Source organism: uncultured Rikenella sp., from assembly GCF_948810725.1.
GTDB lineage: Bacteria > Bacteroidota > Bacteroidia > Bacteroidales > Rikenellaceae > Rikenella.
Map to the genome: position 1 here is coordinate 26261 of NZ_CAQIVA010000011.1, position 22684 is coordinate 48944.

25 protein-coding genes are annotated in these 22684 nt (G+C 56.9%); 7 read left to right on the top strand and 18 right to left on the bottom strand.

All coding sequences use genetic code 11. The features are described from left to right. Nucleotides 1-52 precede the first annotated feature (52 nt). A complete protein-coding gene (locus Q9S52_RS05445; RefSeq protein ID WP_297628715.1) occupies nt 53-571 on the top strand; it encodes a phage virion morphogenesis protein in 519 nt (172 codons plus the stop codon). A 23-nt stretch (nt 572-594) separates the two neighbouring features. Further along, nucleotides 595-1038 carry a hypothetical protein gene (locus Q9S52_RS05450; protein WP_297628716.1) on the top strand — a complete coding sequence of 148 codons (444 nt, stop codon included), beginning with the start codon at nt 595-597 and terminating at the stop codon, nt 1036-1038. Between the two features lie 16 nt (nt 1039-1054). On the opposite strand, the gene Q9S52_RS05455 is transcribed toward Q9S52_RS05450, so the two are convergent. The 13 genes from Q9S52_RS05455 to Q9S52_RS05515 all read right to left on the bottom strand — a co-directional run bounded on the left by Q9S52_RS05455 (nt 1055) and on the right by Q9S52_RS05515 (nt 8891). Next, a complete protein-coding gene (locus tag Q9S52_RS05455; RefSeq protein WP_297628718.1) occupies nt 1055-1357 on the bottom strand; it encodes a hypothetical protein in 303 nt (100 codons plus the stop codon). A gap of 31 nt (nt 1358-1388) precedes the next feature. Further along, complete coding sequence (locus tag Q9S52_RS05460) at nt 1389-1613, bottom strand: hypothetical protein (RefSeq protein ID WP_297628720.1); 225 nt, start codon at nt 1611-1613, stop codon at nt 1389-1391. A gap of 70 nt (nt 1614-1683) precedes the next feature. Then, a complete protein-coding gene (locus tag Q9S52_RS05465; RefSeq protein ID WP_304708418.1) occupies nt 1684-1911 on the bottom strand; it encodes a hypothetical protein in 228 nt (75 codons plus the stop codon). Nucleotides 1912-1915: 4 nt separating this feature from the next. Next, nucleotides 1916-2416 carry a hypothetical protein gene (locus Q9S52_RS05470; RefSeq protein ID WP_304708419.1) on the bottom strand — a complete coding sequence of 167 codons (501 nt, stop codon included), beginning with the start codon at nt 2414-2416 and terminating at the stop codon, nt 1916-1918. 10 nt (nt 2417-2426) lie between these two features. Further along, entirely contained in the window at nt 2427-2846 is a 420-nt protein-coding gene (locus Q9S52_RS05475; RefSeq protein ID WP_304708420.1) for a hypothetical protein, read from the bottom strand. Between the two features lie 2 nt (nt 2847-2848). After that, entirely contained in the window at nt 2849-3061 is a 213-nt protein-coding gene (locus Q9S52_RS05480) for a hypothetical protein (protein ID WP_304708421.1), read from the bottom strand. Beyond that, on the bottom strand, nt 3058-4167 hold the full coding sequence (locus Q9S52_RS05485) for a DNA cytosine methyltransferase (RefSeq protein WP_304708422.1): 1110 nt from the start codon (nt 4165-4167) through the stop codon (nt 3058-3060). The genes Q9S52_RS05480 and Q9S52_RS05485 overlap by 4 nt, the downstream gene beginning before the upstream one ends. After that, nucleotides 4164-4649, bottom strand: coding sequence for a DNA N-6-adenine-methyltransferase (locus Q9S52_RS05490; RefSeq protein ID WP_304708423.1), 486 nt, complete (start codon nt 4647-4649; stop codon nt 4164-4166). Before Q9S52_RS05490 ends, Q9S52_RS05485 begins: the two co-directional genes overlap by 4 nt. A 117-nt stretch (nt 4650-4766) precedes the next feature. Beyond that, nucleotides 4767-5159 carry a hypothetical protein gene (locus Q9S52_RS05495; protein WP_304708424.1) on the bottom strand — a complete coding sequence of 131 codons (393 nt, stop codon included), beginning with the start codon at nt 5157-5159 and terminating at the stop codon, nt 4767-4769. 2 nt (nt 5160-5161) lie between these two features. Next, nucleotides 5162-5374: a hypothetical protein gene (locus Q9S52_RS05500; protein WP_299457677.1), complete on the bottom strand. Its 213-nt coding sequence runs from the start codon at nt 5372-5374 to the stop codon at nt 5162-5164. A 14-nt stretch (nt 5375-5388) separates the two neighbouring features. Beyond that, the gene (locus tag Q9S52_RS05505; protein ID WP_304708426.1) at nt 5389-6000 is read right to left on the bottom strand and encodes a hypothetical protein; all 612 of its coding nucleotides are present in this window, start codon (nt 5998-6000) and stop codon (nt 5389-5391) included. Further along, a complete protein-coding gene (locus Q9S52_RS05510; protein WP_304708427.1) occupies nt 5984-6871 on the bottom strand; it encodes an ATP-binding protein in 888 nt (295 codons plus the stop codon). The genes Q9S52_RS05505 and Q9S52_RS05510 overlap by 17 nt, the downstream gene beginning before the upstream one ends. Nucleotides 6872-6890: 19 nt before the next feature. Continuing rightward, nucleotides 6891-8891, bottom strand: coding sequence for a Mu transposase C-terminal domain-containing protein (locus tag Q9S52_RS05515; protein WP_304708428.1), 2001 nt, complete (start codon nt 8889-8891; stop codon nt 6891-6893). A 47-nt stretch (nt 8892-8938) separates the two neighbouring features. Here Q9S52_RS05515 and Q9S52_RS05520 point away from each other — a divergent pair, with 47 nt between their 5' ends. Beyond that, the gene (locus tag Q9S52_RS05520) at nt 8939-9283 is read left to right on the top strand and encodes a hypothetical protein (RefSeq protein WP_297628009.1); all 345 of its coding nucleotides are present in this window, start codon (nt 8939-8941) and stop codon (nt 9281-9283) included. 179 nt (nt 9284-9462) lie between these two features. Here the strand turns inward: Q9S52_RS05520 and Q9S52_RS05525 are convergent, their stop codons facing one another. Then, a complete protein-coding gene (locus tag Q9S52_RS05525; protein WP_297628007.1) occupies nt 9463-9663 on the bottom strand; it encodes a hypothetical protein in 201 nt (66 codons plus the stop codon). A gap of 13 nt (nt 9664-9676) precedes the next feature. Next, nucleotides 9677-9889 (bottom strand): hypothetical protein, encoded by a 213-nt coding sequence (locus Q9S52_RS05530; protein ID WP_297628005.1) that lies wholly within the window; start codon nt 9887-9889, stop codon nt 9677-9679. Between the two features lie 73 nt (nt 9890-9962). Here Q9S52_RS05530 and Q9S52_RS05535 point away from each other — a divergent pair, with 73 nt between their 5' ends. The 3 genes from Q9S52_RS05535 (at nt 9963) to Q9S52_RS05545 (ending at nt 12620) form a co-directional block, all read left to right on the top strand. After that, nucleotides 9963-10799, top strand: coding sequence for a S24 family peptidase (locus Q9S52_RS05535; protein ID WP_297628003.1), 837 nt, complete (start codon nt 9963-9965; stop codon nt 10797-10799). A 698-nt stretch (nt 10800-11497) separates the two neighbouring features. Then, on the top strand, nt 11498-12403 hold the full coding sequence (locus Q9S52_RS05540) for a GNAT family N-acetyltransferase (RefSeq protein ID WP_297626362.1): 906 nt from the start codon (nt 11498-11500) through the stop codon (nt 12401-12403). Nucleotides 12404-12467: 64 nt separating this feature from the next. Beyond that, a complete protein-coding gene (locus tag Q9S52_RS05545) occupies nt 12468-12620 on the top strand; it encodes a hypothetical protein (protein ID WP_304708429.1) in 153 nt (50 codons plus the stop codon). Nucleotides 12621-13290: 670 nt separating this feature from the next. Here Q9S52_RS05545 and Q9S52_RS05550 read toward each other — a convergent pair. After that, nucleotides 13291-15972: a valine--tRNA ligase gene (locus tag Q9S52_RS05550; RefSeq protein WP_304708431.1), complete on the bottom strand. Its 2682-nt coding sequence runs from the start codon at nt 15970-15972 to the stop codon at nt 13291-13293. A 208-nt stretch (nt 15973-16180) separates the two neighbouring features. Between Q9S52_RS05550 and lon the strand changes: the two genes are divergently transcribed. Next, complete coding sequence (gene lon, locus Q9S52_RS05555; RefSeq protein ID WP_294594129.1) at nt 16181-18604, top strand: endopeptidase La; 2424 nt, start codon at nt 16181-16183, stop codon at nt 18602-18604. 1797 nt (nt 18605-20401) lie between these two features. Here lon and Q9S52_RS05560 read toward each other — a convergent pair. Then, nucleotides 20402-21286: a DNA/RNA non-specific endonuclease gene (locus Q9S52_RS05560; protein WP_294594957.1), complete on the bottom strand. Its 885-nt coding sequence runs from the start codon at nt 21284-21286 to the stop codon at nt 20402-20404. Between the two features lie 769 nt (nt 21287-22055). Beyond that, on the bottom strand, nt 22056-22388 hold the full coding sequence (locus Q9S52_RS05565) for a hypothetical protein (protein ID WP_304708432.1): 333 nt from the start codon (nt 22386-22388) through the stop codon (nt 22056-22058). Nucleotides 22389-22684: the final 296 nt, after the last annotated feature.

Consider the following 22684-nt stretch of genomic DNA (forward strand, 5'->3'; position numbering starts at 1 on the left):
TACACCCGCAGGGAGATTACTTACCACAAAGATACGCAATATTCGTATAAATATGGGAGATTTCGCGACGTTACGCAAAAAAATCGCCGCCGCCTCGGAGCAGGTTCGTCTGAACGGGACGCGGGTGATCGCCGAAACGGCCACAGAATATTACAAACAGCGTTTCACGACCAAAGAGTGGGAGGGCGAACCGTGGCCCGCGGCGAAGAACCCGCCTTCCCGCGGGTCGCTGATGGTGCGTTCCGGCGCTCTGGTCTCCACCATTCGCCCGGCGAGGATCACTCCCTCCGAAGCGACCATCCGGGCCGGTAGTCCGCGAGTACCCTATGCACGTATCCACAACGAAGGGGGAACAATCGAGCAAAAGCCGACGCCGAAACAGCGGCGGTTCTTTTGGGCCAAAGCCCACGCAATGGGCGAAGCAGCCACCGAAAACAGACTCGGCCGTTGGGAACGTGCAGCGGTCGCCAAACAGCTGCACATCACAATCCCCCGTCGAAAATTCATCGGGAAATCGGTCGCTCTGAACCGGCTGATCGTTGCCCGGCTTCGGGCTCTAATCACACTTTAAAACGTATTTGAAACAAACTTGAAATGAAAGACTTTTTTCTAAGCATTTCTGCCAGGCTGGCGGATGCGGTACCGGAACTTCGACTGATCGACCTCGACAAGGGACAGACCGACGATCCGGACGCACGACAAGGATTGGAATACCCCGCAGCTCTGATCGACATCGAATTTCCGGCGTGCGAGGATACGGCCGGCCACGACCAGCAGTGCCGGGTTCAAGTAACCATGCGCGTCGTGTTCGAAGCCGTGGCGGACGAAACGAGTCACATCACGCCCGCCGTATGGCGCGAACGGTCGCTGGCTATATTGGATACCGTGCAGGCGGTCGTTCGTGCCTTGCAGGGATTCGACTGCGGTCTGTCGAGCAACCTGTCCCGCACTTCGCAAGGGTCGGAAATACGCGGCGACGGACTGAAAGTCTACCGGATCACCTTTTCTTCGACATTCGACGAAGAGTTCGAAGACTAAAGAGACCGGCGAGAAATTATATCTCTTCGCCGCTCTTACGATCCAGTGCGGCTATCAGTTTCCGGACAGCCTCTTCCTGCTCGGCATAATAAGCATGGCATTGTGCCCGAACCAAATACTCGCGCTCTTTCTCGATATTACCCAGAGCGTGTTCCTCTTTGGCAAGACTCGTATACCGGTAATATTCGCTGTCTCGATCCGCCAGGCGCGCTTTGATTTTTCGCACATCGCCGACCAGCTGGAAAAATGCGACCAACAGCACGACCCAAAGAACCAGGCTTCCTAAGGCCACTATCGAAATAAGAATATCACTCATCATAATCGTTTTTCGCAAATATAAGAAAAGCCCGCTATCTCAGCGAGCTTTTCTCTGTTTGCAATTGTTCGGCCTCCAGTGTCCGGAGCGCTCGCAAACTATTGATGTAGGTTTGGTAACAGACCCCGTAAATCGGCCGAATATGCGTGCGCCAGATCGCTTTCTTGCACTTGCGATGGTTTTCCGGTTCGTAGTACTGCTCTGTGATTTCGCGCATGCGCCGGGCACGATCGTAATATCCTCGTTTATTGTATCCCATATTCCCCGAATCTTTGTTATCTTTGTATTGAGTGGCCAAGCTCAACGCCTCGGATAACCTGTCCGGGGATTTATTTTTTCGCAGCGTCGTACTCGTCGAGTAAACGCCGCCCTTCACGAGAGAGCACTGCGCCGAAAATCGGCGTCCCCTTGAACGCCCCGATTTGCGAGGTAATGATGATCAGCCCCGGGGCCTCCTGTTCAATCTGCCGAATGATCCTGGCCTTGTGCTCGTTAGTAATGTTAGCTCCGTATCTCAGCGTGCGCAAGACGCTGATCTGTTGTGATGTGAGTTTCATATTTTCAGTTGATTATTCGGTTGTTATTCGGATTCGCCACCACGACCACCGCTGCGGGAGCGGCTGTCGGGCGCGGGGCGCAGTAGAACCAGCCGGAGGCGCGCATGGCGCGGAGCTTGCGGGCGAAGCGCTCCAGCTCTTCGTCAGTCAGCCGGCTCAGTGTGGCCCCGGCGTGGTGCTCGACAAAGCTGTTAAGCACCGCCCAGTCATTCGGCAGTCCGAGACCGCGCAATTTGATGTTCGCGGGGTCGGGACTCTTGGTCATCAACGCGAGGCACTGCGACCGCAGGCGGCGGGTCTCGTTCGACACCAGCCGCGGGGCGGCCTCCGGAACCGCCTCGCCGGCCAGCGACCCGATCAGGTGCCGCAATTGCGGCGCGGTGAGGTCGGCGGCGGTCTCGACGCCATACCCGGCGTACATCGCCCGTTTCGTCGCCTCGTCCACGCCCTGCTCTTTCAGCAGCAGGTGCAGCCGCCCCAACAGTTTATTTCGTTCGGTCTTCATGCTTCAATATTTAGAATCGTTTACCGCCATGCCTGTATGGCCGCAAGGCGTTGTATTTCATTTTCAGCTCCACGTGCCTTTCAATGTCAATCCCCATTGTCCGCGCAAAATCGAGGATGCGAATTATAGCATCCGCCAGTTCGTCTTCTAATGTGTCTTTGACGTGTCGTTCAAACAGCCGACGGAAGTCGTCGACGTGCCACATTGCCAGTTCGTCAATTGCCGACAGATCGGCCCGCCTTTCCTTTCGAACAGCTTCCAGCGCCTCCGATAATTCCGATTGAATCAGTGCTATTTGAGTTCCCTGCCACATATCCGCGAGGACATCGTGAAACGCTTTCGCGTCGCCACCGAGGCGTGGGTCGTCATGCCATCCATTCTCTTCTGCTATCGCATGCGCTTCGACTGCTAATTCATTCAGTGTCTTCATAATTATCGTCGATATGGATTATTTCGATGTACATAGTGTTCTGCCAGTCGGATGATGTTGCGGGCGAGGTCGGTATCCTGGCCCGCTTTGCCGTTCAGCACCGCCGAGACGATCGAGGGTGAGCAGCGCGCCTGCAACGCGATTCGTATCTGCTGACCGCGACGTAGGTACATCAGCAAGTGCGTCAGCCGCTGGCGGGGTTGCTGATTGCTCATATCTTGTCCCAAAAGCTCAAAATCCACTTGATGACCTCCACCGTCCAGCCGTTACCAAGAAGACGGTAGATTTGCGTGTCGCTGACCACCCATTCGTACCACGCCGGGATCGTCTGCAACTGCGCGCATTCGGTCGGTGTCAGGCGGCGGATGCTGCGATCTGTGAGTATTTTAGCTTGCAAATTTCCGCCTGTGCCGGCATTTAATGTCGGGCTCTTGCCCGCCGGGCTGTAAATCCGATTCTGCTGCCGCGGCTGGCTGCCGAACTCCCGGGCGGGGTTCAATTGAATAACCGCCGACAAGGCGCCTCCCATGCCGGCAGCCGACAGGGTCGGCGCCTTGTCGGTATGTGTTCCGCCTCGGTTGTAACCTCTCTGTCGTTGCACAAGAAACGTCTCCGTCCAGCTGTTGTTCGTTTTGGCCACCAAACAGGCCGACTTCCGGCTCCCGTCGTTTAAATCCGTGTATTTTCCAAGACGTTTCGGGTCGGTGATATAGCGCGCCATCTTTTCGCTGACGTTGTACTTATCCGATACGTTTTCTTCGAGGATGTCCCCAAGGACGATCCCCCGGTCGATCGGCTGCGGGATATCGGCGTACAGTTCCCCGGACAACCCATCGCGCCACGTTTTGATGTCCGTCCAGTACCATCTGTTGCGGTTCTGTGCGCTGACCAACGCCGAATTGATCCGGACGGGAGACACGCCGACGTGTTCCGAAATCACCCGCAGATACTCCCGTTTCATGTTCACATTTTCAAGCAGGAACCGAACATTCGGGTTCGCTTTACGCACGTGGGTCAGAATATCGGCGAAGACGAAGAACAACCGACTGCGGGGATCGTCGAACGCCAACTGCTTACCGGCGAAACTGAATCCCTGACAAGGCGACCCAGCCAGCACGAGGTCTATTCCCGCCCAATCGATCTCCCATTCCCTCCACCGCTCCACGTCGCCGAGCTGCACGGTCGCGGGGAAATTGTACTGCGTCTGCCGAATCGCATATTTGTCGATCTCGGAGGCGTAATAGACCTCCGGCTCCACACCGAGTTCCCGCAGGGCGATCTGCCCGCAGCTCATGCCGTCGAATAAACTCAGAACGTTCATCGTTGTACTCGTAATAGCGTGCCTTTCAGTCCACTATTCAATATTTTCTCGGTGTTATTCTCCCCGAATGCCACCAGTACCGAGCCGCAGCCAGGCGAACCTCCCCGCGTGCCGTCAGGGCGATAGAAACGTACCCGCTCGCGCAGAAAATATACTCCATCCGCACTGGGAAATATCACCTCGTGAAACATCTTGGTGTCGCAGCGATCGAAAAGCAATGCGATTCCATTCCCATGCTCTGCCAAACGCTTTACGAATTGAAATACCAACGGATGCGAATACGGAGGATTCAACCATACGCGTCCGGCCCACTCCTGTGACAATCCGTCGTTTTCTTTCGTGTAATGGTGCCGGGCAGTGTCCCATAAGCGGGTAGCCGGAGCGCACGGGTCTAAATCAAAAGCACCGAGAGCCTGTATCAATTCAATTGGTGTATACCATTCGTCCGTCGTGTTTTTCGACTTTTGAAACCGTGTATCCATCTTTTGCTTTTAGCCCCCGGCGAGGGAGTCGAACCCTCAGCCTGCCACCGCCGTCGGTTCCGGGGGGAGTCCCGCCGCGCACTATGGGTGCAGGCGCACGCAGCGGGATTTCTTTGTTTAGAGTACTACGAACCTGTCTTCGCGGACGATCTCGATTCCGCGAGCTTTGAGAATCTGCCGAACAGCCTTATCCTGGCTTTGGAAGAGTACGCCGAAATCGCACGCCACCTTGACGTAGGCCGCCGGCAATGCTGCGGCCAGCTCCGCGCGAGCAGCCGTCGAAAGCGGTTTGCCCTCCTTGACCGGTTTCGCGGTTCCCGCCTTGAGCGCAATGATCCCCGCGTCGAGAGCCAGCCGCCCGTCGGCAAACTCACCCAAGTGCTCAACACTGTAAGCCTCGACGACCGCCTCCGCATCTTTGATGCGCCCGGCCAGTTCCGAGGCCTGGATTTTCAACTGCCGCACCGTCTGTACTGCAGCCTCCGCCTGTTCTTTCGTTACTTTTTCCATCGTTAAAACATGTTTGAAAGGTTGTTAAATGTTCTCCGGCTTGCTTCCTCGTCGAGAGCGGCGATCTGTGCTTCGCAATCGGCGACAGCTGTCTTGTAGCCCGCCAACCGTGTGTCGCTCATATATCCGCCGCTTTCCCGAAGCGTCCGACGGTAGTCTTGTAGTCGTTCGAGACACCGCGATCGTTCCCGACCTATCTCTGTTAAGGTTTTCATAGTCGCGTCGTATTTTATTCCGGATTGATCCGGGCGGCCAGTTCCGGGCTAATGGTGTACGGGGTTCCTCCGCCATACCGGCTGATCGCATAGGCCGTGAATCCCGATACCCGGATTTTGATATTGGCGTTGAACTTGACCTGTGTGGCAATCCTCCCGGCTGGTTCCCGTCCGTCGGCGTGCGAGACGAAGACGAAGAGCTTTTTCGGAAACCGTTCGAGCAGCTCTTTGTAGGCCTCGAACGTCATTCCCGCGTACTGCAACGAATCGACGATGATGACATTCCGACTTTTGGGTCTTGCAAGCCGTTCGGTCAGTTCGGCGATCGGTTCGTTGTCCAGCAGCAAAACCCGACTCCCGACTTCGACCATTTCCTCCCGCACGCACGCCGTCCGTATCGACTCGGAGATTCCCTCCTCCAACGAGTCGTACAACACCGGCTCGTACTTCGAGAGTTCTTTGGCAAACTGGAGCGCGAACGAGGTTTTACCCTGCGCCGAATCGCCCCAGATTAGGACACTGCCTTTCAGTTGCGGCTGGCCGAGCAGCTCCCGCCACCGCCCTTCGAGCGGAATTCGCGGGAAACGCATCGTCAGCAGCTGTCGGATATTAACCGCGCGTGCCATGATCCAACTGGAGAGCTATGATCGAACGTTTGACCCGCCTCAGGTCGCCGTCCGCTTCGTTCGTAATCTCGGCTATTGCCACCGTATCCGCAATGCCGTTAGCCTGGCAGATCGCCCGCACATCTGCCGCATTGGCTCGGTGAATCTGCACGCATCGATTCCCGACCCGGGAAAAAATCTCGCGATACCCCCGACAACCCCGTTTTGCGCCGTTCGTCAGGCGCGTCTCCAGGTAGGCCGTCGCCATCAGCACGAGCGCGCACCGGTCTTCTAAATCGTTGAACAGGTCGATGAACTTCAGGAATACCTCGTTGTGGAGTTTGTCGGCCTCATCGATAATCAGAGCCGGTCGCGGCTTTCGTCGCAACGTCTCGACCACCACCGCATACATCGCCTCGTTGTCGTTGTCCGAAGCCGAAGCGCTTTTACCGAGTACCCGCAACACCTCTTTCAGAAATGCTTTCAGCTTCCATCCCTCTTTACAGGTGATGCAGAAGACCAGCCCGCCGTTTTCGGCCGCATACCTCCGCGCGGCGTAACTTTTTCCCGTTCCGGCGTCTGCGACGACCGCCATAGCCATCGACCTCCGGCGAGCATCCTCGAATGTCGTCATCAGGTCGTTGTACGGCCGGGTCGATACCCCGTGCCACGCCTCACTTTCGGTGGCGTCAGATGCAAAATCCCACAACTGGCCGCTGAGGTTCAGCCACATTTTGTCGGCAATCCGATCCCACTTGCCATTTACGATCTGCGAAATCGTCCCGGTGCTTACGCCGCTCAGAATCGCCGCCGCCTGGTTCTGTCCGCCGACCTGCTCCGTGTAATGCTCCAACCGGTCGCAGATTTCCTGTTTCTGTTCTTTCGTTAGCATGTTATTGGGTATTTGATGATTAATATTTTCGTCGAATCGACTGCTCGTCGATGTGGTCGTCGTTCAGCGCCAACCGATTCACGATTTCCGAAGCCCCGAACCGCGCCTCCTTGACCATCACCCCCGCCTGCAACAGGCTCTGCGCGTCGGTTCCGATCCGTTCCAGTACCGCCCGACGCGCCTCGCGGGCTGTCCGGTTTTCGTCGCGCAGTCGTTTCTTGCGCTCCAGTACGGCGTTCAATCGTTCTCGGTCGCCCGGCTTCATATCCGCCAGGGCCATCGGCAACGGCACGTTCTCTGTAGCGACGAAACGCAGCCGATCGCCCTCGACCAACACCCGCGACAGATCGCCCGGATCGTAAATCACCCGCACTTTCCGCCCCACCGCCTGCCGATACACCTCCTCCGGCACATCGTACGTCCGCTTCAGGTCGCCGATCGTAATCGTGATTCCCGAGTTGCGCACCGTATTTTCGTATTCATGCCGTCGGCCGAACCGTTGCAGGTAGACCTCCTCGGTAATCGGCTTCATCCGTTCGGCCTCCATGGCGCGGAAGCCGTCGAGCCACACCTGCTGCCGCGACCGTCCGCTCCCTTTCCATTCCAAAGTCCGCATCCGGGCAATGAACTGGGCAATCAGCGCCGGAGCCTCCTTGACTGTCGGCCTTCGCCGGAGATTCGTCTGCGCGAAGTCGCTGTTGTGCTTCTCTTTGGCCGTGATGTTGTGACCCGCATAGTTGTTGTAATGCTTCAGGGCGTTGTGCCACTCGACACCGAACGACCGTTCGATTACCTTCGACCGGGCCAATCCGGCGGCGGGCGGGGTGAACGTGGCTAACGAGTCGAAGAACCCGAGTAGGTTGTCTGACTGCAACCCCCACCGGTCGGCCACCGTCTGGTACCAGAGGTAGTACCCGCCGGTCAGCTCCCAGATGTGTCGCATCGCGTTGCGATAAGCCTCGCGGATCAGTTCGCCCGTCACCTGGTCGCCGAACGCATAGCCCAAAATGTAGTCGCAGTGAGCGTCCAACACGACGTACAGTTTGAACCGATAGTAATTGTCTTTGCCGTTTTTGAAATAGAGGTCGAGGTCGTTGTCGTCCGAATTGACCAGCAGCAGCGGAGCCGTAGGACGCAAGCGGTGCACGACCGGATCGAACGCGTCGGCCCACGCCTTGGAACCGCATCGCGCGGCGTCGATCTCCACGGCATGCGCGGTCAGGTAGTTTCGTACCGTGCGCGGCGTGATGGCCGGCGCCCGGTGCGACTCGGCCCAGAGGTTGTACGTCTCAGCCGCTACCGTAGCAGGCAGCTGATTCCCGTAGCTAAGGATATCAAGTAGAACAGCCTCGTCCACGGCATCTTTGACTTTAACCCGGTTCCGGTTGCCGAAACCGGCATGAATCAGAGCCGTGTAACCCTCGGCCTGGTAGCGTTGATATTTGCGCTTGAGGGTGATGGCCGTTTTCGGTAGATTGTTCGGGTAGTCGGTTCGGATACCGTCCACCAGCTCCAGCATCTTCTCCCACCGGCCGGCCATCGACAGTCGGGCCGACCGTCGCGCTGCCGTCATCACCTCCAGCGTCTCGCGCACGGCGTTCAGAATCATCGCGTCGTTGCAGTAGCTGACAATCGCCTCGTCCGGGAGCTTCCGCCCACCGTCGTAGGTGTAAGACGTGAAGACGTTGTAGGCATCGGCATCCTCGTGGAGCCGTTCGGCGAACGGGGCGAACTTCCGCCGGGCATGCGGATCGCCGTGGCGTGCCTCCCACGCCTCGCGGTACCGCGCCGGCAGGCTGTCGTATTCCACCAGCGCCGGACTGCCGTAACAGGCTCGACGCACGACGTTGATTTTCTTGCGAACAGTCAACTTCTTATAACAGGCTTCAGATATCACCCCATCCGGATTTTTATCCGACCGGATCAGCTCGCCGCCCGTAATGCAGAGTATGTTGCCCAAATATTCCATGAATCGTTCTGTGTTCCCGCCCCGGTCTCGCTCCGGGATGCCAGTCGTCATCTGTCCGCGGGATTTAGCTAACTTTGTGTGTCAAACTTCCGTTAGCTATGCTTTTTAAAACATTGCTTTATGGTTCTAAATATTGGCGTTATCGTATCTACGATATTGCCCTTGACCTTTTTGAGTACTCGGACTTTATTTCGTTCGACAGGCTGCAGCGTTTGGGGAATGAACTTCCTACTGATTTTCGGTCTGTCATGGATTTTCTTTCCGACCAGAAACTGGTCAAACAAACTGAATTGGGGTTTGAGATTACCGAGCTTGGGAAAAACCGCCGTCGATTCGGAGGCTTTGTCAGAAAGTTGCTTTGGGAACGCCTTCAATCGTTCGCGCTTATCGTGTCTGTTGTTGCTGGATTGATCTCTATTTTCTTCCTTTTCACAACGAATTAAGTCATTGACAAACAACCTCCACCGTTTCACATCTTTTTGTGTGTATGGTCGATTTTCAGTGTTTGCTCCATTTGTCATCATATCTTTATGCCATCGGTCCTTCGGCGACCTCTTTGTGCAATTGCCCGCCCCGGTCTCGCTCCGGGCGGCGGTCGTTAGCCGCTGCGGGATGCCTCTCATTAATCGAGCTCTATATCGATCACATCCAGCAGATTGCTCGTTCGCAGGCTGTTGACGGAAAGTTGAGCGTTTTTAATACCGTTCTCTCTCATCCACCGTTTCGCATGATTGACGGCTGTTGTTTTATTGCTTCCGTCGGGGATAGAGGCTCCCAAATCGTTATACCGCTTATCCATCAACTCATAATAGTATCGTCTCATCGTCGTATCGTGTTTAGTTAATCGCTCCTGTTTGTTCGGAGGCGGGTACCGCCTCGTACAATTGTCCGCCCCGTTCGAGGGCTGCCGCTCGCAGCCGTTTGGCTAAGTCCGAATGCCCCTCAAAATTCAACGCCTTGTAAACCATCCGTGGCGTTACCTCGAAATCGAGCGCCAACTGGAGGCGTCCGCCCAGCGGCATGATGATTCGTTGTCTCGCTTCTTTCATTGTTTGATTATTTGAGTATCTTTACACCGTTCCGGTGCGGAATCTGAATGCAAATATATAGAAATATTACTCGATGAAAAAGAAAGTCGAGAAAAAAATCTCACCCCCAAAAGAGCGCCTGTTGCAATACCTTGAATACAAAGGGATTAATAAGAATAAATTTTATATACAGACAGGGGTATCCAATGGAACTTTGGACAAATCAAGTGGCCTTACCTTGGAGACGGTTGAGAAATTTTACTCAATATATCCGGATATCAATATCGTGTGGCTCCTCACCGGCCAGGGTGAGATGCTGAAAAGCGACGTACCGGCATCGATGATTGTCCCGGAGCCTGTCAGTGTGCAGATAGAGCCTCCCGCAGAAAATCATACGGCCGTTCCGGTCGTCGATATTGAGGCGGCGGCAGGGTTCGGCGCACCGAATGCGGAGCACATAGACAAGTCGCAGATGATTTATCTCCCGAAAGGAATATTGCGGGGCAAGGTCGAACGGTTGTGTATTAAAGTCGTAGGGGATTCCATGGCGCCGACCTTATATAACAATAGCAGAGTGGTCGTGCGTCGTCTGCACGAGAGTGAGTGGGAGCATGTGCGCAGCCGTGAAATCTATGTCGTAACGAATCGCGAGGGGAGCACCTTTATAAAGAGGATCGAAAATAAATTGCACCAAGACGGTACGCTTACCTTGCTTTCCGACAATGCCGACCAACAGCTCTACAAACCGATTTCGCTGCCGGAAGAGGAGATTTTCGCCATCTGGGCGGTTGACCTTTTCCTCGTGCGGACGCTCGGCGAACCGTCCGATCCGATTGGCCTGGCAAACGAGATGCAAGCAATGAAAAAGCAGATTTCCGATCTTTCCGCCACCGTCGGCCAACTCGTTCAAAAAGTGAATAAGGAGAGCTAAAGCGGAGGTATCTTTGCCTTTGAAAATCATACAATGCGGTAAATCAATGATTTGCCGTATTTTTTACACCCGAAACCTTGCAAATAGGTGGCATTATCCCCCTCTCTATCCTCGAAAAACACCCTTTTGCTCTACTTATTTGGCATTATCCCCCTGTGAATCGGTGTTATTTTTATATTTTTTGTCCACCCATCTGTCCACCCAAGTGTCTACCCAACCCCATTTTCAGATAAAAACCGGACTGGAATCGGCGGGGTATCAAATGGGTTTCAAAGGGTGGTAAAATCGCCTGTTTTCAGGTCTTATTTTGGGCTGTTGAGACGGCAGTGGGAGTTCTTATTGAAAAGAGATGAAGAGCAAGGCTATCCCGTGCTCCTATTGCGGTTGTAGCATATACAGCGTCGCCGTGGCGCGCGTTTTTTGAGAGGGAATTATACTTTTGTCATGCTTTCGCCAGACCGGATTATAATCGCATGAAAAAAGCGGCCATTTTGCCGCTCCGAATGATACTGAAATTATACCGAATTATACTTTTCGTTTCAACCGTCCATCTTCTTGGATTTCTTGTAACTCTCTGTTTCTCTTTATACCTACCTCACATTTTCCCATTCCCTATTTTGTACTTTTCGTTTTTCCCCCCTTAATCGTTACTTTTGCGGCACTGAAAACTTATGTTGTAAATCTCTGAGATCATGACGATGGAGCCGATTATCGCCCCTGTGGCGCGGGAGTTGCTGGAGGCGGAGCTGACGCCGGAAAGGGTATGGAGAAAAACGAACAAGGGGGGGAATGTACTATACACGCTGAGGGCGGAGGAGTGTCCGAATGTGATGAGGGAGATCGGGCGGTTGCGGGAGTTGTCGTTCCGAGAGGGGGGCGGGGGAACGGGAAGGGGGCTGGATATTGATGAGTTGGATACGGTGCAGGGGGGGTATACGCAGTTGATTGCGTGGGACCCGGCGGCGAGGGAGATTATGGGGGGGTATCGGTATATCATTCCGAGGTCGAGGTATCCGAAGTTTCTGTCGACGGAGCACTATTTCGAGTTCAGCGAGAGGTTCAGGGAGAAGTATCTGCCGTATACGCTGGAGTTGGGGAGGTCGTTCGTGCAGCCGGCGTATCAGTCGAGGAACAATCCGAAGAGTCTCTTTGCGCTGGACAATCTGTGGGATGGGTTGGGGGCGATCGTGGTGAGGAATCCGGATGTGAAGTATTGTTTCGGGAAGGTGACGATGTATGGGGATTACAACAGGGAGGCGAGGAATATGTTGCTGTTTTTCCTCAAAAAGTATTTCCCGGATCGGGAAAATCTGATCCGGTCGAGGTTCCCGGTGGAGTTGGATATGGATCCGGAGAAGATGGAGGGGGTGTTCGCGGGGGGGGGGTATGCGGAGGATTACAAGATTCTGTCGAGGAAGATCAGGGAGGTCAATGAGACGATTCCGCCGCTGATCAATGCGTACATGAGTCTATCGCCGACGATGAAGGTGTTCGACACGGCGCTCAATCCGGATTTCGGTAATGTGGAGGAGACGGGGATTCTCATCACGCTGAGCGAGTTGTATGTCCAAAAGGTGGAACGACATCTGGCGAATATCGAGTAGGGGCGGAGTTATCGCGGGCGCGGTTCCCGACCCGGGCGCCCGCTTCCGCGGCCATATCTATGGGGTGCTGTACAATGTCTGTCTGGGCGGGGGTGGCTGGTCGTCTTCCACGAACGGCATTTACGGCTTGTTCTTGTACTTCCACACGCAAATCCTCAATCCGGGCAACTCGGATGGTCGCGCCTACGGTTTTCCGTTGCGCTGCCTCTCGGAATAGACAGGAGGGGTAACGCGTTTTGGGCTGCCTCTACCCTACTTTTGAGCGGAATCCTGCGGCTCGCAGAGCCGCCCGGGCCGGAGCCACCCCAGGCGTAGGCCTGCAACGTCGCGATGCTCGTTTTGCCCACGCTGGCTCCGACCCGCACCGTTTTCGCCCAAATCGTTGTTCCATTCTTTGTCCGCGCGCGGCCTCTACCCTATTCTCTTTTCGCATTCTCTGTTCGCGCGCCGGGGGAAATCTTGTCAAAACGTGCCTGCACATTTTGAAGATTTCCCTCTTAAGGCGGGGCGCGCGGATGGGCTTTGAACCGTCTTTTCTCACCTTTGTTCGCGCGCCTTACACGATTCATTCTATTTCGGCTCACCGCCAAAAGAAGCGATTCAGCGATTTTGGCGGCAGTGCGCGAGCAACTGGGAAGTAATAACGGCCGCGCGCCATGACGCGAACGCGTCGGCCAAGCGGGCCACACGTCCCGTGGAGGGGCGAAACTACGTTTCGCTATGACAGCCTCTACTCTATGCTCTGTCCTGAGCGGACGGCACATATCCTTACAAACGACATATATCACAGACGATATCCAAACAAGCTACGGCGACCTAAAAAGGTCGCCGTAGCTTGTTTGGCTGCGTAATACGCGCGGCTCTCTCTTCTCTCCCAAACCCTGGGATCAAGAGAGGGCGGATAATTGCGCTTCCAAGGTGCGGATCTTCGATTCGGCGTCGGACTGCTTGGCGCGCTCGTTGGCGATCACCTGCTCGGGGGCGTTCTGCACGAAACGCTCGTTCGACAGCTTCTTCTCGACGCTGGACAAAAAACCGCGCATATACTCCAACTCTTTCTCGATCCGCGCGCGCTCGGCGGTGGCGTCGACTTGTACCAAATCGCCTAAGGGCAGGAGGTATTCGGTGGTCTTCACGATAAAGGTCGCGGCGACGGCCGGTTTCTCGGTGCCGGGAGTCAGGGCGGTTACCGAGGAGAGGTTACCCATCTTCACGAGAATGGGCTCGAACTCGGCGGGATAGTTGTCGTCGGAGACGTAGAGCAGCTCCAGGGGCTCTTTCTGGGCGATGTTCTTCCCTTTCCGCGCGTTACGAATGCCGCCGACGATCTCTTTCACGAGTTCGAAGCGGTCGACGAGACGGGCGCCGGAGGGGGTAACAGACAACGGGGCGTAGCGGCTCACCATAATGGATTCCTGAGGCCCCCGTTCGGCGATGTAGTGCCAGATCTCTTCGGTAATGAACGGCATGTAGGGGTGGAGCTGCTGGAGGAGCTGCTCGAAGTAGCCGATGGTGGCGCGATAGGTGACGGCGTCCATCGGGGTGCCGTAGGCGGGTTTCACCATTTCGAGGTACCAGCCGGAGAAGTCGTCCCAGAAGAGTCGATAGAGGCTCATCAGGGCGTCCGAAATGCGGAACGCGGCAAAATGTTCGTCGATTTCGGCCACGGTGGCGGCGAGTTTCGCGCCGAACCACTCGACCGCCACGCGGGCCGATTCAGGCTGTGCCAAAGAGGCGCCCTCCGGGGTGTCCCACATCTTGATGAGGCGGAAGGAGTTCCAGATTTTGTTCCCGAAGTTCCGCCCTTGCTCGATCAGGGATTCGTCCCAAATAATGTCGTTCCCGGCCGAACTGCACAGCATCATGGCCACGCGCACGCTGTCGGCGCCGTACTTGGCGATCAGATCCAGGGGGTCGGGCGAGTTGCCGAGCGACTTGCTCATCTTCCGCCTTAACTTGTCTCGTACGATACCGGTCAGGTAGACGTTGCTGAAAGGCCGTTCGCCTTGATATTCGTAGCCGGCGATGATCATACGGGCGACCCAGAAGAATAGAATCTCCGGCGCAGTGACCAGGTCGTTGGTCGGGTAATAGTACGCAATCTCTTTGTTGTGCGGGTCGAGGATGCCGTCGAACACGGACTGGGGCCACAGCCACGAAGAGAACCAGGTATCCAGCACGTCGGGATCGCGGGTCAGGTCGGTTTCGGTCAAGGTGTCGTTCCCGCTCTTGGCACGGGCCAAAGCCACCGCCTCTGCCGCGGTCTCGGCGACGACAAAGCCGCCGCCAAGATGCTGCGGAATATAGTAAGCCGGAATCTGCTGACCCCACCACAGCTGCCGGCTGACGCACCAGTCCTTGACGTTCTCCATCCAGTGGCGATAGGTGTTCTTGAACTTGGCAGGAACCAACTTAATGACATCCTCCATCACTGCCCGCAACGCAGGTTGGGCGAGTTCGTCCATCCGAAGGAACCACTGCATGGAGAGTTTCGGCTCGATAACGGCGCCGCTCCGCTCGGAGGTGCCGACTTTGTTGGTGTAGGCTTCGACTTTTTCGAGCAGACCGGCCTCTTGCAAATCGGTCTCGATCTGCTGACGCACGGCGAAGCGATCCATCCCGACATAAAGCCCGGCGGCTTCGCTGAGGGTGCCGTTGTCGTTGAAGATGTCGATGCCGGGCAGGCCGTGCTTTTCGCCGAGCATGTAGTCGTTCACGTCATGCGCGGGGGTCACTTTCAAGCACCCTGTCCCGAATTCGATGTCGACGTACTCGTCTTCGATCACGGGAATCGACCGCCCGACGAGGGGCACGATCACTCGCCGCCCCTTGAGCCAGGCGTTTTTCGGGTCGTTGGGGTTGATGCACATGGCGGTGTCGCCCATAATGGTCTCGGGACGCGTGGTAGCAACAACGGCGTATTGGGGCGCGGAGGAATCCGAGTCCGGATTTTCGACCATATAGCGCAGGTAGTATAATTTCCCGTGCTCTTCCTTATAGATGACTTCTTCGTCGGAGATGGCGGTCAGAGCGGCGGGATCCCAGTTGACCATCCGAACGCCGCGGTAGATCTTCCCTTTATTATAGAGGTCGACGAAGACGTGGATGACGGCGTCGCTCAGCCGTTCGTCCATGGTGAATTTGGTGCGGGCCCAGTCGCAGGAGGCGCCGAGTTTCTTGAGCTGTTCGAGGATGATGCCGCCGTGTTTCTCTTTCCATTCCCAGGCGTGGCGAAGGAACTCTTCGCGGGTGAGGTCGCTCTTCTTGATCCCTTCGTTGGCGAGTTTCTGGACGACTTTGGCTTCGGTGGCGATGGAGGCGTGGTCGGTGCCGGGAACCCAGCAGGCGTTGAAGCCCTGCATCCGGGCGCGGCGCACGAGGACGTCCTGGATGGTGTTGTTCAGCATGTGGCCCATGTGCAGCACGCCGGTCACGTTGGGCGGCGGGATCACGATGGTATAGGGCTGGCGGGCGTCGGGTTCGGAGTGGAAGAAGCCGTTCGCCATCCAGTAGGCGTACCATTTGTCTTCTTTCTGGGCGGGGTCGTATTTGGCAGGTATCTCTGTCATTTTGTCCGGTTTTTTAGGGTTCCCTTCGTTTTGCATGCTTTTTGCAAAGCACGCAGAGGGACAAAATTACAAAACTGTTTCCGATTAACCGAACGCTTCGGGGAGGGGGTGGCAAAAAATAAAGCGGAGGGGTTCGGCGTTTTTTTAATATTTTTGCAGAATGCCTCGCTGCGCGGCAGTGGGCCAAATAGTACAGAAAGGTTTGATTATGAGCAAGAAACAAAATACGTGGATCGACCGGTTGTCGGGTATCTCGGATGTGTTGGACGGAAAGAGCCAGGTGATTCCGATCGTGGCGGCGGAGGATGACGAACCGCAGGGGGGGACGCTGCCGGAGTTGTTGCCGATTCTGACGCTGCGCAGTTCGGTGCTCTTCCCGGGGGCGATCACGCCGATTACGGTGGGGCGCGAAAAGTCGATGAAGCTGGTCAAGGAGGTAGAGGAGAACGGGGGGATGCTGGGGGCGTTGTTGCAGAAGGAGGCGGAGGTGGAGAATCCGGGGCCGGAGGATCTCTATGCGGTGGGGACGGCGGCACGGATACTGAAGGTGCTGGAGATGCCGAACGGAAACCTGACGGTGATTCTGCACGGGGTGGAAAAGTTCGAAATCAAGGAGTTCGTCAGCTCGGAGCCGTTCTTCAGGGCGAGTGTCAGGCCGCTGAAGGATGTCACGCCGGAGAAGGCGAATATCGAGCTGGATGCGCTGATCGAGTCGGTCAAGGAGGTGGCGCTCAGGATTATCGGGATGTCGTCGAATATTCCGCAGGAGGCGACGTTCGCGATCAAAAATATCGATAGCAGGAGGGGGTTGATCAATTTCATCAGCTCGAATATCGAGTTGCCGGATTCGGATCGGCAGGCGCTGCTGGAGGCGCCGGGGCTGGTGGCGAGGGCGAGGAAGCTGCTGGAGATTCTGGTGAGGGAGCAGCAGCTGATCGAGCTCAAAAACGAGATCCAAAGCAAGGTGAAGGAGGATATCGATCAGCAGCAGAGGGAGTATTTCCTGCAACAGCAGATTCGGACGATTCAGGACGAACTGGGGGGGAATCCGGCGGAAAGGGAGGTGGAGGAGTTGCGCGAAAAGGCGCAGACGAAAAAATGGAGCGAGGGGGTCAAGGAGGTGTTCTTCAAGGAGTTGGATAAGCTGGATCGGATGAATCCGGCGGTGGCGGAGTATTCGGTGCAGATGAATTACCTGCAGCTGATGCTGGAGCTGCCGTGGGAGGAGGTGACGAAGGATAATCTGGACTTGAAGCGGGCGAAGCGGCTGCTGGATGCGGATCATTTCGGGCTGGACGATGTGAAGGATCGGATCTTGGAGCACTTGGCGGTGCTGAAGCTGAAGGGGGATTTGAAGTCGCCGATTCTGTGTCTGTACGGGCCTCCGGGGGTGGGGAAAACGTCGCTCGGAAAGTCGGTGGCGGCGTCGCTCAAACGGAAGTTCGGGCGGATTTCGCTGGGGGGGATGCACGATGAGGCGGAGATCAGGGGGCACCGACGGACGTATATCGGGGCGATGCCGGGGCGGATTTTGCAGACGATCCGGCGGGCGGGGTCGTCGAATCCGGTGATTATTCTGGACGAGATCGATAAGGTGGGGCAGTCGAATCACGGGGATCCGGCGTCGGCGCTGCTGGAGGTGCTGGATCCGGAGCAGAACAGTACGTTCCACGACAATTACCTGGATACGGAGTACGATCTCTCGAAGGTGTTGTTCATCGCGACGGCGAACAACATAGGGAATATCTCGTCGGCGCTGCGCGACCGGATGGAGATGATCAATGTGTCGGGGTATCTGCTGGAGGAGAAGGTGGAGATCGTGAAGCGGCATCTGCTGCCGAAGCAGCTGGAGGCGCATGGGGTGACGGCGGAGCAGCTCAAGCTGGGCAAGCGGGCGATCGAGAAGATTGTATCGGAGTATACGCGGGAGTCGGGGGTGAGGACGCTGGACAAGCTGATTGCCAAGATTGTCCGCTACAGGGCGAAGGAGATCGGGATGGAGGAGCCGTTCGAGGCGACGGTCTCGCCGGAGGGGGTGGAGAAGATGCTGGGGGTGCCGAGGTTCCTGAACGAGATGTACGAGGGAAATCAGCATGTGGGGGTGGTGACGGGGCTGGCCTGGACGGAGGTGGGGGGGGATATCCTCTACATCGAGTCGTCGCTGAACCGGGGCAAGGGAAATCTGATTATCACGGGGAATCTGGGGGATGTGATGAAGGAGTCGGCGTCGATCGCGCTGGGATGGGTGAAGGCGCATGCGGAGCAGTTGGGGATACGGCAGGAGTTGTTCGAGGAGAACGATATTCACATCCATGTGCCGGAGGGGGCGATTCCGAAGGATGGGCCGTCGGCGGGGATCACGATGGTGACGGCGCTGGCGTCGGTCTTCTCGGGGCGGAAGGTGCAGGCGCGGTATGCGATGACGGGAGAAACGACGCTCCGGGGAAAGGTGTTGCCGGTGGGGGGGGTGAAGGAGAAGATTCTGGCGGCGAAGCGGGCGGGGATTACGGATATCATCCTCAGTGCGGAGAACCGGAAGGATATCGAGGAGATCAAGCCGGAGTATGTCAAGGGGCTGGCGTTCCACTATGTCACGACGCTGGAGGAGGTCTTGAAGCTGGCGCTGGTGTGAGGGGGTGTCTTCGAGGGGAAGGCTATTTGATCGGGAGGCTCTCTGGGGCCTCCTTTCTTTTTATAGGCTTTTTGAGTTTTTTGGGGCGGGAGGTTTTTGTTTGTGGGTGCCTTTTTGGGGGCCTTTGTTTGTGGCGCTCCATTTTTGGAGGCTGCCCCGGGCTACCGCGGTCAGCGGCACCAATGGCATGTACTTGAATTTCAACGTGACGAGCCTTCATCCCAGCAGCGCGTACGGCCGCGCCTACGGTTTTCAGTTGCGGTGCCTCTCGGAATAAACGGACGCACTGCGTCTTTTAATGACCGCCTCGGCCTAAATAACCGGCAGTCTCTACCCTAACTTGAATCCGAGGAGGCCAGTGGAAATGCGTAAGCATTTCCCGTCCACGGGACGTGGGGCCTGCCCGGCCCGAGGGCAGTACCCTCCCGTAGGACAGACGCGCGCTACGCCTTAAGAAGCGATTCAACTATTTCGGCTCACGCCGAAATGATTGAATCGCGCAAGGCGCGCGAACAAAGAATTGGGCCGCCGGTAGCTGGAGGATGCGTTAGCATCCGTCTAAAGTTTTTTTGGTTCCTTTTGTTCACAACCGACGCGGCCAGCGAGTGCAATGCAAACGTAGTTTGCAAATTGCCGAGCGGCGAGGAGGAACCGAGTAGCGTACCGAGGGCAGAGACCGTTTACGGGCTATGCCGAGGTAGCACGAGGAAGCCGAAGGCAACGCGAAGCCAAAAGGAACAGTACCAGCCGGGACAGTGCTTAGACCGCGCGCCCCGCCTAAAGAGGGAAATCGTCAAAACTTGCTGGCGCGTTTTGACAAGATTTCCCCGGCGCGCGAAAAAACGGCGGAGCGACAGCGGAGCCGCAGTGAAGCGGACACGGGGCGGAGAACTGGGCTGTGCTTTGGGCTGTGATTGTTCTTTGGACTCGAAAACCGTAGTCGGTTTTCGAGCCGCGCTGGGCCGAGCATGGGGCTGAGATTTGGGCGGTGAGTTGGGTCTTGCTTTGGGCCGAGCTTCTGCGGCTCTTTGAGCCGCGCAGTTCGCCGCCACCCCGCGCGGTGGGCTGCAACTCGTCGGAGCTCGTTGCTGCTCTCCGCTGGCGGCGAGCTGTATGTTGGGGTAGAGGCTGCCCAATCGGAGTGCCCGAAGGCACTGGCGCGTGGGGGGGCGCGCTGAGGACGAACCCGACAGAATCGGGGCGAACTGTTGACCGAGCTTTTGCGACCCTTTAGGGTCGCGCAGTCCGCCGCCACCCCATGCGGCGGGCTGCAACTCGACGGAGCTCGTTGCACTCACCGCTGGCGGCGAGCAGATATTAGGCTGAGAGCGAATCCGATACTTTTGGGCGGTGAATGGGTGCTGTGCTTTGAGGTGGGTCGGACGCCCGGGCGGAACGCAACTCTCGACGCAGAGCGGCGTGTTGCGGGCCTCCCGTGGGGAGACGTCCGGCCCGCGCGATTCTTCGAATCGCAGAGATTCAACCCAAATTAGGATAGAGACTGGCAACAAAAGACACTGTTCGTCCCCGTTTATTCCGAGAGGCAACGCAACGGAAAACCGAAAGCCCGATTGAGCGCGTTGCTGGAGCTGAGACTCGTTACGCTGAAAACCAAGTACTGTCCGTAGATACCGTTCGTGGCGGACGACCAACTGTAACCATAGCTGCCGACGTATCTGGCTGCACCTTCAGCACCACCTCGTCCATAGTCGCGGAAGCCCGGGGCGGTTTACTGGTCATCTCTAACCCAAAACGCACGACAGCCGCAGTGGCGGAGCAATAATCAACGTACACGCGTCACGGCTGGGGAAGAGAGGGAAAAAGATCGAGTCCGGACAAACGTTCCACACTATCGACGGAAACGGCGAACTCGGTATAATCACGACCGGTCAGCAAGGCGGCGTCGTTCGGCATCACGTACGCGGCCATCTCGAAAACGTCGGCGCGACGGAGGGCGATGGCTTTGAAAAAGAGCTCGGGAACGAAGACGCCACGGCCGATGGTCTCTGGATGAGCCGGCAGCACGGTGCCGACGACGATATAAAGGGTGTCGTAATCGGAGGTCTGGGCGCGGAGCTGCTCTTCGAGGCGTTTCCAGGGGCCGCGGTTCAGTCGAGGCTGCTGGGGGGCCATGTTGGAGTAAAGAAAGGTGGAACGATTCGAGGCTTCGGAATCGGTGCGATCGGCGGAGGGCAACAGGTGCCCGCGGTCGTAACCGCTGCCGCGGTAGTCGGCATGGGTCGCGGAGGGCCAGCCGTAGGTGCGCAGCCGGGGGTCGGGGGCAAAGGTGTCGCTACGGTCGACGGCGCCGGAGAGGTCGCTGCGGGTCAGTTTATAGGCGACCCAACGCGCGATCTTCCCGGACGGACGATAGGAAAAGGTGTAGCGGCCGGAGGTGTTGTAAATAAGGGTGTCGGCGGCGTCCAGGGCGGGCAGTTCGAGGTGGGCGGAAGGAACGAAGGAGGGCGAGGAAGGAGCTGCGTCCGACGCTCTGGAGGATGTCGAGGGCGACGGAGCGGGACGATGAGAAGCTGAGGGGGCAGACAAAGAGGGGGCTCGGCGAGGGGTCAGCCGGTGCGAACAGGCGATGGCGAGGATCGCCAGAAATAGCCAAAAGAGGCTCCAAAGCCAATACCGACGCGGAATCGAGCTGTTTTTCCTGTATTTTCTGCGTTTTTTCATCACAAATGTAGCATCTGAAAGAGGGGCGTTGCGCTGGGTAGGGGCGGCGGTCGATTGCCGGGGTTAGCTTTCGGGTGGAGGCCCCGTTGTTTGGGTTAGCTTTCGGGTAAAGGCGGCCTTGTATTTTGGGTAGAGCCTGTTTTCGGGTAGAGGCGGCCCGTTGTTCGGGTAGAGCCTGTTTTCGGGCAAGAAGACGCTGTGCGTCCGAGAGGCAACGCAACTGAAAACCGTAGGCGCGGTAGTACGCGCTGCTGGGACCGAGCCACGTCACGAAAAAATTCAAGTACATGCCATTGGTACCGCTGACCGTGGAAGACCAGCTGAACCCGTGGTTGCCGACGCTCACCGGTACGCCCGAGTGTGCGTGGCGGTAGCCCGGGGCGGTGCCGAATAGTATTCGAATTGCGAATCTAAAGGAAAATAGGCCTAAGCCCGGGTTCTAAGTTCCCAATCGGTTCTGTCGAAAGCTCTCAGTCCCCGTTTATTCCGAGAGGCAGCGCAACGGAAAACTGAAGGCGCGGCTGTTCGAGCTGCTGGTGCTGAGGCTCTGTGTGCTGAGCACCAGTCGCCTGGCGTACGTGCTGCCGTCAACCGCGGAAGCCGACCACACCGTACCTTCGTTGCAGATGTCACGCAGTGCGCCTGTGTCCCGATGGCGGTAGCCCGGGGCGGTGCCGAATAGTATTCGAATTGCGAATCTAAAGGAAAATAGGCCTAAGCCCGGGTTCTAAGTTCCCAATCGGTTCTGTCGAAAGCTCTCAGTCCCCGTTTATTCCGAGAGGCAACGCAACAGAAAACCGGCGCCGCGATAGTTCGCAGTCGAAGGATGCATGTACGCCGCATTGAACAACAAACGCCAGGCGTTCGTGCTGCCGTCGGGCACCGACGCAGACCAGACCGCACCCTCGTATCCGACGTTACGCTGCACGCCATCCGCATGACCGCGGTAGCCCGGGGCGGGGTACCAGGCGAGCGGGGTTCCCGCGGTGCCGTCGTCCGTTACCTTGTAGAGACGACCGTTGGTGGCTTTGTAGTTCCCTGCACCGTAAGATTCTCCGACAACCCCATCCGAGTAGTACGGGAAAGTCCCTTTTAATGGCACATCGGCGTCCCGCGTAAAGTCAGACCAAGGGGGCTTTGTGGGCCTGTCTATTGCGGGCTTAGGGCGGGCTTAGGCGGCGCGCCCTTGGGGTGTTTTATTGGCTGCCTCTACTCCCGTTCTTAGTCCGCGCGCCTGGGGAAATCCTGTCAAAACGCACAAGTGCATTTTGACGATTTCCCTCTTAAGGCGTGGCGCGCGGATGGGCTTTGAACCGTCTTTTCTCACCTTTGTTCGCGCGCCTTGCGCGATTCATTCTATTTCGGCTCACCGCCGAAATGATTGAATCGCTTCTTTAG

What these genes read in the sequence shown, in the direction of transcription:
- Q9S52_RS05560 (WP_294594957.1), bottom strand. Translation starts at nt 21,286, where the DNA reads ATGAAAAAACGCAGAAAATACAGGAAAAACAGCTCGATTCCGCGTCGG.
- Q9S52_RS05455 (WP_297628718.1), bottom strand. Translation starts at nt 1,357, where the DNA reads ATGATGAGTGATATTCTTATTTCGATAGTGGCCTTAGGAAGCCTGGTT.
- Q9S52_RS05505 (WP_304708426.1), bottom strand. Translation starts at nt 6,000, where the DNA reads ATGGCACGCGCGGTTAATATCCGACAGCTGCTGACGATGCGTTTCCCG.
- Q9S52_RS05515 (WP_304708428.1), bottom strand. Translation starts at nt 8,891, where the DNA reads ATGACGACTGGCATCCCGGAGCGAGACCGGGGCGGGAACACAGAACGA.
- Q9S52_RS05540 (WP_297626362.1), top strand. Translation starts at nt 11,498, where the DNA reads ATGGAGCCGATTATCGCCCCTGTGGCGCGGGAGTTGCTGGAGGCGGAG.
- Q9S52_RS05470 (WP_304708419.1), bottom strand. Translation starts at nt 2,416, where the DNA reads ATGAAGACCGAACGAAATAAACTGTTGGGGCGGCTGCACCTGCTGCTG.
- Q9S52_RS05500 (WP_299457677.1), bottom strand. Translation starts at nt 5,374, where the DNA reads ATGAAAACCTTAACAGAGATAGGTCGGGAACGATCGCGGTGTCTCGAA.
- lon (WP_294594129.1), top strand. Translation starts at nt 16,181, where the DNA reads ATGAGCAAGAAACAAAATACGTGGATCGACCGGTTGTCGGGTATCTCG.
- Q9S52_RS05475 (WP_304708420.1), bottom strand. Translation starts at nt 2,846, where the DNA reads ATGAAGACACTGAATGAATTAGCAGTCGAAGCGCATGCGATAGCAGAA.
- Q9S52_RS05530 (WP_297628005.1), bottom strand. Translation starts at nt 9,889, where the DNA reads ATGAAAGAAGCGAGACAACGAATCATCATGCCGCTGGGCGGACGCCTC.
- Q9S52_RS05460 (WP_297628720.1), bottom strand. Translation starts at nt 1,613, where the DNA reads ATGGGATACAATAAACGAGGATATTACGATCGTGCCCGGCGCATGCGC.
- Q9S52_RS05480 (WP_304708421.1), bottom strand. Translation starts at nt 3,061, where the DNA reads ATGAGCAATCAGCAACCCCGCCAGCGGCTGACGCACTTGCTGATGTAC.
- Q9S52_RS05465 (WP_304708418.1), bottom strand. Translation starts at nt 1,911, where the DNA reads ATGAAACTCACATCACAACAGATCAGCGTCTTGCGCACGCTGAGATAC.
- Q9S52_RS05445 (WP_297628715.1), top strand. Translation starts at nt 53, where the DNA reads ATGGGAGATTTCGCGACGTTACGCAAAAAAATCGCCGCCGCCTCGGAG.
- Q9S52_RS05510 (WP_304708427.1), bottom strand. Translation starts at nt 6,871, where the DNA reads ATGCTAACGAAAGAACAGAAACAGGAAATCTGCGACCGGTTGGAGCAT.
- Q9S52_RS05525 (WP_297628007.1), bottom strand. Translation starts at nt 9,663, where the DNA reads ATGAGACGATACTATTATGAGTTGATGGATAAGCGGTATAACGATTTG.
- Q9S52_RS05520 (WP_297628009.1), top strand. Translation starts at nt 8,939, where the DNA reads ATGCTTTTTAAAACATTGCTTTATGGTTCTAAATATTGGCGTTATCGT.
- Q9S52_RS05495 (WP_304708424.1), bottom strand. Translation starts at nt 5,159, where the DNA reads ATGGAAAAAGTAACGAAAGAACAGGCGGAGGCTGCAGTACAGACGGTG.
- Q9S52_RS05550 (WP_304708431.1), bottom strand. Translation starts at nt 15,972, where the DNA reads ATGACAGAGATACCTGCCAAATACGACCCCGCCCAGAAAGAAGACAAA.
- Q9S52_RS05490 (WP_304708423.1), bottom strand. Translation starts at nt 4,649, where the DNA reads ATGGATACACGGTTTCAAAAGTCGAAAAACACGACGGACGAATGGTAT.
- Q9S52_RS05450 (WP_297628716.1), top strand. Translation starts at nt 595, where the DNA reads ATGAAAGACTTTTTTCTAAGCATTTCTGCCAGGCTGGCGGATGCGGTA.
- Q9S52_RS05535 (WP_297628003.1), top strand. Translation starts at nt 9,963, where the DNA reads ATGAAAAAGAAAGTCGAGAAAAAAATCTCACCCCCAAAAGAGCGCCTG.
- Q9S52_RS05485 (WP_304708422.1), bottom strand. Translation starts at nt 4,167, where the DNA reads ATGAACGTTCTGAGTTTATTCGACGGCATGAGCTGCGGGCAGATCGCC.